This window comes from Devosia sp. 2618 (genome assembly GCF_040546815.1).
In the GTDB taxonomy this organism is placed as follows: Bacteria; Pseudomonadota; Alphaproteobacteria; order Rhizobiales; family Devosiaceae; genus Devosia.
On sequence record NZ_JBEPOO010000001.1, the window covers coordinates 2,136,090 to 2,148,425 of the forward strand.

The 12,336-nt window shown below is 60.9% G+C and carries 12 protein-coding genes; 11 read left to right on the forward strand and 1 reads right to left on the reverse strand.

Features of this window, described 5'->3' with window-relative positions:
- The first annotated feature begins 80 nt into the window (after positions 1-80).
- From ABIE28_RS10855 to ABIE28_RS10865, 3 genes are all read left to right on the forward strand, one after another.
- The gene (locus tag ABIE28_RS10855) at positions 81-764 is read left to right on the forward strand and encodes a GntR family transcriptional regulator (protein ID WP_354062802.1); all 684 of its coding nucleotides are present in this window, start codon (positions 81-83) and stop codon (positions 762-764) included.
- Between the two features lie 211 nt (positions 765-975).
- A complete protein-coding gene (locus tag ABIE28_RS10860) occupies positions 976-1,122 on the forward strand; it encodes a hypothetical protein (RefSeq protein WP_354062804.1) in 147 nt (48 codons plus the stop codon).
- Positions 1,122-1,736, forward strand: a complete 615-nt coding sequence (locus tag ABIE28_RS10865) for a helix-turn-helix domain-containing protein (protein WP_354062806.1) — start codon at positions 1,122-1,124, stop codon at positions 1,734-1,736. The genes ABIE28_RS10860 and ABIE28_RS10865 overlap by 1 nt, the downstream gene beginning before the upstream one ends.
- Positions 1,737-1,790: 54 nt before the next feature.
- On the opposite strand, the gene ABIE28_RS10870 is transcribed toward ABIE28_RS10865, so the two are convergent.
- Complete coding sequence (locus ABIE28_RS10870) at positions 1,791-2,186, reverse strand: hypothetical protein (protein ID WP_354062808.1); 396 nt, start codon at positions 2,184-2,186, stop codon at positions 1,791-1,793.
- 443 nt (positions 2,187-2,629) lie between these two features.
- Between ABIE28_RS10870 and ABIE28_RS10875 the strand changes: the two genes are divergently transcribed.
- The 8 genes from ABIE28_RS10875 to ABIE28_RS10910 all read left to right on the forward strand — a co-directional run bounded on the left by ABIE28_RS10875 (position 2,630) and on the right by ABIE28_RS10910 (position 12,282).
- A complete protein-coding gene (locus tag ABIE28_RS10875) occupies positions 2,630-3,100 on the forward strand; it encodes a MarR family winged helix-turn-helix transcriptional regulator (protein ID WP_354062810.1) in 471 nt (156 codons plus the stop codon).
- Entirely contained in the window at positions 3,101-4,270 is a 1,170-nt protein-coding gene (locus tag ABIE28_RS10880) for an HlyD family secretion protein (RefSeq protein WP_354062812.1), read from the forward strand.
- A 54-nt stretch (positions 4,271-4,324) separates the two neighbouring features.
- Complete coding sequence (locus ABIE28_RS10885; RefSeq protein WP_354062814.1) at positions 4,325-5,899, forward strand: DHA2 family efflux MFS transporter permease subunit; 1,575 nt, start codon at positions 4,325-4,327, stop codon at positions 5,897-5,899.
- A 270-nt stretch (positions 5,900-6,169) separates the two neighbouring features.
- Positions 6,170-7,228 (forward strand): amino acid ABC transporter substrate-binding protein, encoded by a 1,059-nt coding sequence (locus ABIE28_RS10890; protein WP_354062816.1) that lies wholly within the window; start codon positions 6,170-6,172, stop codon positions 7,226-7,228.
- A 21-nt stretch (positions 7,229-7,249) separates the two neighbouring features.
- Positions 7,250-8,437 carry an amino acid ABC transporter permease gene (locus tag ABIE28_RS10895; protein WP_354062818.1) on the forward strand — a complete coding sequence of 396 codons (1,188 nt, stop codon included), beginning with the start codon at positions 7,250-7,252 and terminating at the stop codon, positions 8,435-8,437.
- Positions 8,434-9,504: an amino acid ABC transporter permease gene (locus ABIE28_RS10900; RefSeq protein ID WP_354062820.1), complete on the forward strand. Its 1,071-nt coding sequence runs from the start codon at positions 8,434-8,436 to the stop codon at positions 9,502-9,504. The genes ABIE28_RS10895 and ABIE28_RS10900 overlap by 4 nt, the downstream gene beginning before the upstream one ends.
- Before the next feature lie 10 nt (positions 9,505-9,514).
- The gene (locus ABIE28_RS10905; RefSeq protein ID WP_354062822.1) at positions 9,515-10,519 is read left to right on the forward strand and encodes an isopenicillin N synthase family dioxygenase; all 1,005 of its coding nucleotides are present in this window, start codon (positions 9,515-9,517) and stop codon (positions 10,517-10,519) included.
- 158 nt (positions 10,520-10,677) lie between these two features.
- Positions 10,678-12,282 (forward strand): ABC transporter substrate-binding protein, encoded by a 1,605-nt coding sequence (locus ABIE28_RS10910; protein ID WP_354062824.1) that lies wholly within the window; start codon positions 10,678-10,680, stop codon positions 12,280-12,282.
- Positions 12,283-12,336 lie beyond the last annotated feature (54 nt).

Consider the following 12,336-nt stretch of genomic DNA (forward strand, 5'->3'; position numbering starts at 1 on the left):
TTGAACGCGTCCTGTATGGAATTGTATGGTACCGTATGGCACATTGACTTAACCTGTCAATGGCGTGGGTGAGATGTAAGATGACTTTGGAAATGCAGACGGTTGATAGTGGCGAAAGCGCTGCGGCAGCTATCGAAAAGGACCTGCGCCGGTCCATTGTCGAGCTGGAATTGCTGCCCGGCTCGCGGCTGTCCGAACAGGATATTGCAACCCGACTCGGGGTTTCCCGCCAGCCGGTGCGCGAAGCACTGATCCGGCTCGCCAATTCGCGACTGATCGAGATTCGGCCCTATCGCGGCACCGTAGTGGCGCGCATTTCGGCCAAGGAAATGACAGAGGCGCTGTTCGTGCGGCAGTCGGTCGAGATCGCCGTCGTCGGCAAGGCTGCTCAATCCTTCGATAGCTGGCAGCGCAAGCGCATCGATAGCCTGCTCATCAAGCAGGAAGAGGCATCGGCCAATCTCGATCACGCCGCCTTCCGCGAGCATGACGAGGCGTTCCACATCGCCGTGGCCAATGGCGCGGGCGTCGGCATTGCCTGGATCGCCATTGCCGATATGAAGACGCATATGGACCGGGTCTGCAACATGACCCTGCAAAGCGCCGCCGATATGCAGCGCCGGGTGCGCGAGCACCGCGCCATCATGGCCGCGATCGATGCCCGCGACGTTCCAGCGGCGCAGGCGGCCATGGCCGAGCATCTGGGTAGCATTCTCGACGCCCTGCCCGATCTTGAGACCAAGCACAGCGCACTCTTTCTATAGAGCGCTGGTCCGACTCGGCCTTGTCAGGCGCAGCGGCGACTGCCCGACAGTTGGTTTGCTGGCTTTCCTGAATAGTCGACGGCCAAATCAGGCCGAAAGACTTTCCGCGCCGAAGCTGATGCAAGCACAGCGTTGCTCCATTCTGCCAATACTATGGAATGGACAAGATCAGCGTTTTTGCGGACATTTAGAGGGTCAAGGAATCCAGTAAATGGCCGCACAAGCACAGATTATCGACCTCAATGCCTATCGCCAGAGCAAGGCGCCCAGCCCTGCCGTGACGACAAGCACTTTGCCGTTTGTCTACGTGGCCTGGTGGACTTTCGTCCCTGTGGTGTTCGTACCTGGCCACGCCTGATGGTGGCTAGCGTCGTCGAATTGTCTGACCACCACGACGTAGGTCGAGAACTTTCCCACATTGTCGGCGCCAATCTGCGGCGCCTTCGCACAAGACAGGGCCATTCGCTGGAACGGCTGGCCCAGGTATCCGGCGTCAGTCGCGCCATGCTCAGCCAGATCGAAAATGGCAAAAGCGCCCCCACCATTGCCCTACTCTGGAAAGTCGCCACCGCGCTCGGCGTGCCGTTCGCGACATTGATCGCGACTGGCCAGCCTGATGGCTCGGTCGTTTTGCGGCGAGACGATGCCAAGATTTTGGCGTCGAGCGATGGGCGCTTCACCTCACGGGCGCTGTTTCCCTATGACAGTGAGCGGCGCGTCGAGTTCTATGAGCTGCGCCTCGCGGCCAATCACACCGAACTAGCCGAACCCCATGCGCCCGGCACGACGGAAAACCTGATCGTTACGCAAGGAGCGGTCGAGGTTCTGGTTGGCCGCGAAACGCCAAAGCTGCTTGGCGAGGGCGACGCAATCCTCTTTCAAGCCGACGTTGCGCACCGCTATCGCAATATGCGCTCGGTCGAGGCGGTGCTCTATCTGGTGATGACTTACGTCAATCCGGTGACCGGATAAAAAGAATGGCCGCCGAAACCGGCGGCCATGGACTTGCTGGCGATGCGAGAGCGATCAAGCGCTCATTGGCATCGAGCACATCATCATCATGCCACCGCAGTTCATCATCATTGGCATGCCGGCTTCCATCATCGACATCATGCGCTTGCAGGCTTCGGTGAACATGGCCATGTCCATGCCGGCCGCTGGCTTCATTTCGCACATCATGCCATTGGCGGTCATGGTGCAGGTCATTTCGCACATCATCATCGGCATTGGCATCATGCCCATCTGAGGCATCATCCCCATCATGTTCATGCCCATCTGGGGCATCATGCCCATCTGGTTCATGCCCATCTGGTTCATGCCCATCTGGTTCATGCCCATTTGCGGCATCATGTTCATCATGCCCATCTGTGGCATCATGTTCATCATCTGGGGCATCATTGGCATCTGCATGGCGGGGTTCATGGTCGTCTCCAAGGTCTGAGAGACCACGTCGGCCTCGTTGACTTCGGGAGTACGCCCCGACCATGCGCCGGACAATTGCTCATTGAAGTGGGCAGAACGTTTCCTCCAATGGCTTGGAGGCTATCCGCCAGAACAGACGGCATCGACCAATATCACGAATACCCGCTCGCTATAACGAACGCCGCCCAGCACCCAATTGCTCAAATCCCAGCTCCAGACGCAAAACCGTACTCATCGCGCTACGATTCCGGCAACTTTTGCGCCGAAGCGTCGTTTTCAGACCCAGAGTTCGTCTGATGCTCTGCTGACATGATCCGACTGTGACCAGGGCCAGAACGGTTGCGTGTTCTTGGAGACGAGCAGCCATGCTGCCGCTGCATTTGACTTTGTTCGTGTGCTTATTATATGCCCTCTTATTATAAGTGTCCTTATGGAATTTTGAGATGGACGACGAGATCAGAAACGAGCGGCCGATTGGCTATCTGGTCCACGATGTGGCGCGGTTGTTCCGGCGCCGGTTCGAGGTGGAAGCACGCCATCATGGACTGACCCTGGCGCAGTGGCGCACGCTGGTTGAAATCTACAAGCAGGACGCCATCACTCAGGTCGCCCTCGCCGCAAGCATCGACGCTGACCCGATGACGATGAGTGGCATTCTGGACCGACTGGAAAAGCGCGGCCTGCTCGAACGCTACACGCATCCTGACGATAGCCGCGCCAAGTTCGCCCGCCTCACCGAGGCTGGCGACGCGGTGGTGAAAATGGCCAAAGACGTTGGTCGCGAACTTTATGCCAATGCCATCACCGGTTTAAGCGAAGCCGAAAAAGAGGGGGTGGTGAACGCCCTCACCCTGATCCGAAACAACCTAAACAATCTCGACCAAGTGGCCGACACAGAGAAGGAAGCCAGCTAAATGACCGCCCGCGTTACTGATCCGAAGCCCGGTGAAGCTAGCGTCGTTCCACTCCCGCTCGCCGACAAGGCGACGCCGAAGGCCGAAACGCCACAAGCCCCGTTGCTGCATTCTGTCACCAACGAAGAAGCGCCTGCCGAACACAAGAGCAATGCGCGCCGCAACATTTTGATGGTGAGCGTTCCGCTGATCATCGTCGCAGCCGGTGCCTGGTTCTATTTGACCGGCGGTCGCTACGAAGAAACCGATAATGCTTATGTGCAGCAGCCCAAAGTCTCGCTCAGCGCGGACGTGGCTGGTCGCGTTTCGCAGGTCAATGTGGTCGAGAACCAGCATGTTCAGGCCGGCGATGTCCTGTTCATGCTTGATCCCCAGCCCTACCGCATCGCGGTGAGCCAGGCCAATGCGGCGCTGGCAACGGCGCGGGTCAATGTCGAGGAGCTCAAGGTCAGCTACGGCACGGCTCAGGCGCAACTCGCTTCGGCGCAGCAGACCGTCGAAATCCGCCAGGCCGCCTTTGATCGGCAGACCTCGTTGGTCAGCCAGGGCGTCAACGCAAACTCGACCCTCGACGACTCCAAGCTGGCGCTGCAGCAGGCTCAGGCAGCCGTTGCCCTCGCCGACCAGCAGGTTGCTGGCGCTGCGGCAGCGCTTGGTGGTGATCCCAATATCGTCACCGATCAGCACCCTGCAGTTCTGCAGGCCATGGCGGCTCTTGAGCAGGCCCAGCGCAACCTCGACAAATCCACCGTCGAAGCCCCTGCCAGCGGTATCGTCGCCAACGTTTCGAGCCTCAATGTCGGCCAGTTCATTGCTGCCGGCACCACCATCGCGTCGCTGGTTCAGACCGACGACACCTGGATTCAGGCCAACTTCAAAGAAACGCAGCTGGGCGACCTCGTCGTCGGGCAGCCGGTCGAAATCAAGGTCGATGCCTATCCAACTGTGCTGCATGGCACGGTTCAGAGCCTTGGCGCCGCAACGGGTTCGGAATTCTCCCTGATCCCCGCCCAGAACGCCACCGGCAACTGGGTCAAGGTCGTGCAGCGCCTGCCGGTCCACGTCACCATCGACGCTGCTTCGGATCTGGCCCTGCTCAAGACCGGCATGAGCGCCACGGTGACCGTCGATACCGGCCGCAGCACGCTCGACAAGCTGATGGGCAAGTAAGGCCCTCCTGGCGCGGCCAGCCCGCGCCAGGCTTTGCATGCCCTGGAGGCCAATATGGCCAAAGCTCCGACGCAGATCATTTCCGCACCAACCATCATCGTCAAGAACAAGGGGCTGCTCACCGCCGCCCTGATGCTTGGCACTGTCATGCAGGTGCTCGATACTACCATTGCCAACGTTGCCCTGCCCCACATGGCGGCCTCGCTTGGCGCCGCGCAGAACGAAATCACCTGGGTTCTCACCTCCTATATCGTGGCCGCCGCCATCGCGACGCCGCTCACGGGCTGGGTCAGTGACCGCATCGGGCAAAAACGGCTGTTCCTCATCGCCGTCATCGGCTTCACCGTCGCTTCGGCTCTGTGTGGCATCGCCACCAGCCTGCCGGAAATGGTGATGTTCCGTATCATGCAAGGCATGTTTGGTGCGGTGATCGCGCCGCTGGCCCAGACCATGATGCTCAATATCAATCCACGCGAGCGGCTGGGCCAGGCCATGGCCATTTATGGCATGGGCATCATGGTCGCGCCCATTGTCGGCCCCACTTTGGGCGGCTGGCTGACCGAGAGCTTTGACTGGCGCTGGGTGTTCCTTATCAACCTGCCGGTTGGTGTCATCACCGTCGTCATGTTGTGGCTCTACATGCCCGACACCGACATCAAACGTCGCCGTTTCGACTTCTTCGGCTTCGGCATGCTGGCTCTGGGCGTTGGCGCGCTACAGCTGATGTTGGATCGTGGTGCGGACAATTCATGGTTCCAGTCGACTGAAACCTGGATTGAACTTGGACTGGTTCTGACCGGGCTTTGGGTCTTCGTCGTCCATTGCCTCACCGCCAAGGAACCCTTCATCGACGTGCGCATGTTCAGGGACCTGAACTTCTCGCTCGCCTCGATCCTGATGTTTATCGTCGGCATCACGCTGTTCTCGGGCCTGGCCTTGCTGCCTCCCCTGCTGCAGAACCTGATGGGTTATCCCGTCGTGCTGACCGGCCTGATCATGGCGCCACGCGGCGTTGCCACGATGCTCTCCATGGTGGTGGTCGGCAGACTAAGCGGCAAGGTCGATCCGCGTATCATGATGCTGGTCGGCACCGCCTGCATGGCCTACTCGCTCTGGGGCATGACCAGCTTTGACCTCGAGATGGATTACTGGCCGGTGATCATCACCGGCTGCATCCAGGGCTTTGGTATGGGCTTCCTGTTCGTGCCACTCTCCACCATGGCTTTTGCCACGATTGCTCCAAAGTACCGTGCCGACGCGACCTCAATGTTCGCGTTGGTTCGTAACATGGGCAACGGCGTCGGCATCTCGCTGGTGACGGCTGTGCTGTCCAACATGATGCAGGTCAATCACGCCGAACTGGCCGAACGCCTGACGGCAACGTCGCAGAGCGTCATGAACCAGATGCCGGGCCTTTTGACCGGCAATCCGCAGACTGTTTCGATCATCAACAGCATGGTGACACAGCAGGCGGCCATCCTGGCCTATATCGACGACTTCTGGATGATGCTGCTGCTGAGCCTCGTTGCCATCCCGCTGATCTTGATGCTGCGCGGCCCCAAAAAGACCGGCAAGCCCAAGACGGAAGAAGAAAAGGCGCTCGAGCGCGCCCACTCGATGGCGGAGTAATTCTCCGCCATCGACCGGCTCTCAAAAGGGGCGGCAATGTTTTCCGTATGTTGCCGCTCTTGTTGGCGACGTGAGCTGTTCCCTCGATCTGTGAGCAGAACATTTTACAGCCCGCGCCAACTAGGCAATTAAACTCTACCTAGCGAATAGACTTAAAACGGCACTCCCGTACCATCAGCGTTGTGAGTGGGTTTGGGCGGCGGCGATCGAGCTGTCGGCCCCCGCGACCGGGGCTCATCCCTGCACCTGGTTGTATTGATGGAGACGACAATGACACAGATTTCCCGGGGCCGTTCCGGCACCTCGACTGGCTTCTGGCGTGCGACAGCTGCGGCTGTGCTGGCTCTCACCGTCGCTGCTGCACCAGTGGCCAGCCATGCCGGCGAAGACCTCGACGCCATCGTCGCACGCGGCGTGATCAAGGTTGGCGTGGGCAGCCAGCCAGGCTTTTTCGCACCAGACGCCAATGGCGAATGGAAGGGCTTCTTCATCGACTTCGGTCGCGCTCTGGCCGTGACCGTGTTCAATGACCCAACCAAGGTCGAGTTCACCTCCTCCTCGCCACAGCAGCGCCTGCCAGCCCTACAGGCCGGCGAATTCGACATCCTGCTTTCAGGCGTGACGCAGACCATTTCTCGCTCGTTCCAGCTCGGCTTCCACTTCGGCCCAACCGTGTTCTACGATGGTCAGGGCCTCCTGGTCCGCAAAGACCTCGGCGTGACCTCCGGTGCCGATCTTGATGGCGCCACCATCGGCGTTCAGTCGGGCACCACGGGCGAGCTCAACATCGCCGACTTCTTCCGCAAGAACGGCAAGACCTTCACCCCGGTCACCATCGAAGACACCAACGAATTCCTCGCCGCACTGGAATCGGGCCGTGTGGACGCCATCACCCAGGACGCCTCTGATCTGGGCATCAAGCAGACCCAGCTCAAGAACCCCGAAGACTTCATCCTGCTGCCAGAGCGCCTATCCAAGGAGCCTCTCGCACCGGCGATCCGCCACGGCGATGACCGTTGGCTCGAGATCGTCAACTGGACGGTCTGGGCCACCATTCAGGCAGAAGAACTGGGCATCACTCAGGCCAATGTCGACGATTTCCTGAAGTCGGAAGACCCACTGGTCCAGCGCTTCCTCGGCACCGATCCAGCTCTGGGCGAAGCCATCGGCCTTGATCCAAAGTTCGCCTACAACATCATCAAGGCCGTGGGTAACTATGGCGAGATCTTCGAGCGCAACATCGGCAAGGACAGCATCTTCAAGTGGGAACGTGGCTATAACAGCCTGTGGACCGATGGCGGCCTGCTCTACGCACCAGCCTGGCGCTAACACTGACCGGGTCTGACCTCGATGACCATCACTGCCGAGCCGGGTCTTCCAAGACCCGGCTTACTCGCGAAAATTCAGACCTGGTGGGGCCCGCGCCCATTGGCGCAGGCTCTGCTCGTCTTTGGCGCAATCCTGTTGTTCTGGTGGTTTGGCTCAAACACGCTTGAGACCATGGCCAAGGCCGGGATCGTGCCGGGCTTCGGCTTTCTGAGCCGTTCGGCCAATTTCGAAATCGGCGAAGCGATGATCCCCTATTCATCGGCTGATACCTATTCACGCGCCATTCTCGTCGGCCTGCTGAACACCATAAAGGTCGCGATCCTTGGCTGCGTCTTTGCAACAATCCTCGGCGTCACCCTCGGCGTCGCGCGCCTCTCCGGTAACCTGCTGCTGGCTGGCATCGTCCGCTGGTATGTCGAAATCATCCGCAACACGCCGTTGCTGCTGCAGCTATTCTTCTGGAGCGCGCTGACCAAGGCGCTGCCGGCGCCGCGTCAGGCCATTTCGGTCGGGGATGGCGCATTCCTCTCCAATCGCGGCATCTTCGTGCCGGGCTTAATCGTGGAAAACGTCTCGGGCCTCGGCTGGCTGGCTATCCTCGCCTCCATCGTCGCCGGCATTGTCGCCATCGTCCTGCTGAAGCGCCGCGACAAACTCTTGCTGAAGACCGTCCTGTTCATTCTGCTCGGTGTCGTCGCGGTCTCCGGCCTTGCTCTGGCTTTGACCGGCACGACAACGCGCTTTGAAGTCCCAGCCCTCGCCGGCTTCAACATTCGTGGCGGCTACAATCTCAGCCCTGAATTTGCAGCGCTTTTGACCGGTCTGATCGTCAAATTCTCCGCAGCCATTTCCGAGATCGTCCGCGCTGGCATCGAATCCGTTGATCGCGGCCAGTGGGAAGCGGCGCGGGCGCTGGGTCTGCACAATGGCACCATCATGCGGCTCGTCGTGCTGCCACAGGCGCTCCGCGTCATCACCCCGTTGATCACCTCCAGCTATCTCGACCTCACCAAGGATTCGAGCTTGGCCGTCGCTATCGGCTATCCGGACCTCGTCAACGTCATCAACACCACCGCCAACACCACCGGCCAGGCGCTCGAAGCCCTGGCCATCCTGATCGGCGTCTACCTGACGCTCAACCTCTCCGTCTCGGCGCTGATGAACCAGTATAACCGCCGCGTCGCCATGCGCGGGATGGGGATGCGATGACCATTCCGGCCCTTCCTCTACCGCCCAGCCGTGGGCAGGACTGGCGCAAGTGGCGGCAGGGCCTGTTCGGCACGCCGCTCAACACCGTCATCACCCTGCTTACCCTCGGCTTCCTCGCCCTCGTCATCCCGCCCTTCATCAGATGGGCGCTGATCGACGCGACTTGGGTTGGTACCTCCGATGACTGCAAGGCTGGCACCGGCGCCTGCTGGGCCTTCGTCACCACCAAGATCAACTTCATCCTCTACGCCTTCTATCCACCGGCGCTGCACTGGCGGCCGATGGTTGTGGCTGTCTTGCTGCTCGGCCTTTTGGCCTTCACGGCCCTGCCCCGTAGCTGGCATCCGGCGACAATACTGTTGTGGATCGCCGTGCCGGTCATCTGCTGGATTTTGCTGGCCGGCACCGCCATCGGCCCCACCGTTCCGTCCAACCAATGGGGCGGCCTGCCGATCACCCTTCTGGTCGCCATGGTGTGCTTTGCCGTCGCCATTCCGCTGGCCATCGGGCTTGCACTAGCGCGGCAGTCCAATATGGGCGGTCTGCGGACGCTGGCGATCATCTTCATCGAGGTGATGCGCGGCACGCCGATGGTGGCCATCCTTTATGTCGCCATGCTGATCCTGCCGATGATGATCCCCAACGGCCAGCTGATCGACAAGATCGGCCGCGCGATGATCCTGATCGCCCTGTTCTGGTCGGCCTATGTCGCCGAAGTCGTGCGCGCCGGGCTGCAGGCCATTCCCAATGGCCAGTACGAGGCGGCAAAGGCGCTGGGCCTTGGTTATTGGCGCATTGTCGGGCTGGTGATCCTGCCGCAGGCCATGCGCATGGTTATCCCGGCCATGGTCAACCTTGCCATCGGGTTTCTGCTCGCGACTTCGCTGCTGGCCGTCATCGGCGTGTTCGACCTGCTCAACGCCGCCAAGAACTCGACCATCGATCCAAACTGGCTGGGCTTTTACGACGAGGCCTATTTCGTCGCCGCCACCATCTACTTCGTCATCTGCATTATCGGGTCGCGCTACAGCCTGTGGCTGGAGCAATACCTTCGTCGTCCTGCCTGAGGGATTTCCAATGTCACAACTGCCGGTTCTCGATTTCACCCAATTTGCCAAGCCCGAAACCCGGGAGCAGTTTCTGTCGGACCTGCGCCACGCCGCTCGCGACTATGGCTTTTTCTACCTCAAGGGCCACGGCGTATCGCCCACGCTGCAAGCCCGCCTGATCGACGTATCGCAGCAGTTCTTCGCGCTGCCAGAAGCCGACAAGCTGGCCATCGAAATGGTCAACTCGCCCCATTTCCGTGGCTATACCCGCGCCGGTCAGGAGATTACGCGCGGCCAGCAGGATTGGCGCGAGCAGATCGACATCGGCTCCGAGCTCCCCGTCAGCCCGGTCCCCGCCGACCAGCCCTGGCTGCGCCTGCAGGGCCCAAATCTTTGGCCCGCCGCTCTGCCCGAATTCCGTAAGACCCTGCTCGAATGGCAGTCCGAACTCACCCGCGTTTCCATCGACCTGCTGCGTGCCTTCGCACTGGCGCTGGGGCAGGACGAGGATGTTTTCGCCCAGATCTATCGCGGCATCCCCAGCGAACACCTCAAGGTCGTCCGCTACCCCGCCCAGACCGGCGATCGCTCCAGTCAGGGCGTCGGCGCACACAAGGATAGCGGCTTCCTGACCTTGCTGTTGCAGGACGATGTCGGTGGCCTCCAGGTCGAGGCTTCCGATGGCAGCTGGATTGATGCTGTGCCAATCGATGGCACCTTCATCATCAATATCGGCGAAATCCTCGAACTCGCCTCGAACGGCTATCTGCGCGCCACCGTCCACCGCGTCGTCTCGCCGTCCGCCGGTCGCGATCGCCTGTCGATCCCCTATTTCTTCGGCGCTGATCTCAACGCCACCGTCCCGCTGCTCAATCTCTCCGAGCATCTCGCCAGGGAAGCTACCGGCCCCGCCAGCGATCCGCTCAATCCGCTGTTCCGCGATGTCGGCCGCAACTACCTCAAGGGGCGCCTCCGCTCGCATCCTGATGTGGCTGCCCGGCACTATGCGGACCTCCTCGCCAAGGTCGGCTAGACCACGCTTGCGGTTCAGACGCGCGGCAGATGCAAATTTGTCTCGCTGCCGCAATGCTACGAAAATTCATCTCTCGCGCCGCCCGGATATTGCGCAGAATATGACCAGATAATTCAGCGGGCGCCTAACCCGCTCAGACGAAACGGAGTTTTCCCAAGATGACAAGTTTCCTGCTTTCGCGCCGTACCCTGTTGCAGGGCGCCAGCGTGCTGCTGGCGTCGACCGCACTGCCGCGTTTCGCCTATGCGCAGCAGGCCGGCGGGCGTCTTGTCGTCGCGGCCGACTCCGAGCCGAAAAACCTCAATCCGGCCGTCGTCGCGTCCAATGGCGTGTTTTTCGTTGCCAGCAAGGTGATCGAGCCGCTGGCCGAAGCCTCGTTTGATGGTGTTGACGGGTTGGCCCCACGCCTCGCCACCAGCTGGGAAGGCTCCGAGGATGGCCTCAGCGCCACCTTCAAGCTGCGTGAGGGCGTCACCTGGCACGATGGCAAGCCGTTCACCTCGGCCGACGTCGCCTTCTCGGCGCTTCAGGTATGGAAGCCGCTGCAGAACCTTGGCCGTCTGGTCTTCGCCAACCTTGAAGCCGTCGATACGCCCGACGATCTGACGGCCGTGTTCCGCTTCTCGCAGCCAACGCCGTTCCAGCTGATCCGCAACGCCCTGCCCGCCGTGACCAGCGTCATCGCCAAGCATCTGTTTGACGGCACCGACATCGCCACCAATCCGGCCAATAACCAGCTTGTCGGTACTGGCCCGTTCAAGTTCGCCGAATACAAGCCCGGCGAATATTACCGCCTCGAACGCAACGAAAACTATTGGGGCGAGAACGAGCCGCTGCTCGACGAGATCATCTATCGCGTCCTGCCGGACCGCGCCGCTGCCGCCAGTGCGCTCGAAGCCGAGGAAATCCAGCTCGCCGCCTTCTCGGCCGTCCCACTGGCCGACCTGGCCCGCATTGCGCAGGTGCCGGGCATTGAGGTCATTTCCAAGGGCTATGAAGGCCTCACCTATCAGCTGGTCGTCGAGATCAACCACCGCCGCGAAGAACTCGCAAATCTCAAGGTGCGGCAGGCCATCGCCCACGCCATCGACAAGCAGTTCGTCGTCGACACCATCTTCCTCGGCTATGCCGCGACCTCGACCGGCCCCGTGCCCAAGAACGCGCCCGAATTCTACGACGCCGATGTGCCGACTTACGACTTCGACGTCGCCAAGGCCAATGCGCTGCTCGACGAGGCCGGCTATCCACGCGGCGCCGACGGCACCCGCTTTGCGCTCAAGCTATTGCCCGCGCCATACTTCAACGAAACCAAGCAGTTCGGCGACTATCTGCGTCAGGCACTGGCAGACGTCGGCATCAATGCCGAGATCGTCAACAATGACTCTGCCGCCCACCAGAAGGCCGTCTACACCGACCACGCCTTCGATCTGGCGGTCGCTCCGCCCGTGTTCCGCGGCGATCCGGCTGTGTCCACCACCATCCTCGTCAAGAGCGGCACCGCCGATGGCGTGCCCTTCTCCAACCAGGGCGGCTATGTGAACCCAACCCTGGATGCCCTGATCGACAAGGCCAACGTCACTGTCGACACCAAGGCCCGCACCGAACTGTTCAACGAGTTCCAGAAGCTGGTCGTCGAAGACCTTCCGCTGATCAACGTCGCCGAATGGGGTTTCATCACCGTCGCCAGCACGAAGGTGCTCAACGTATCCAACAACCCACGCTGGGCCGTCTCCAACTGGGCCGATACAGCGCTAGAGCAGTAAGCAAAAAAACTCGGTGTCATCCCGGCCTTGAGCCGGGATCCATCCTGAGATGGC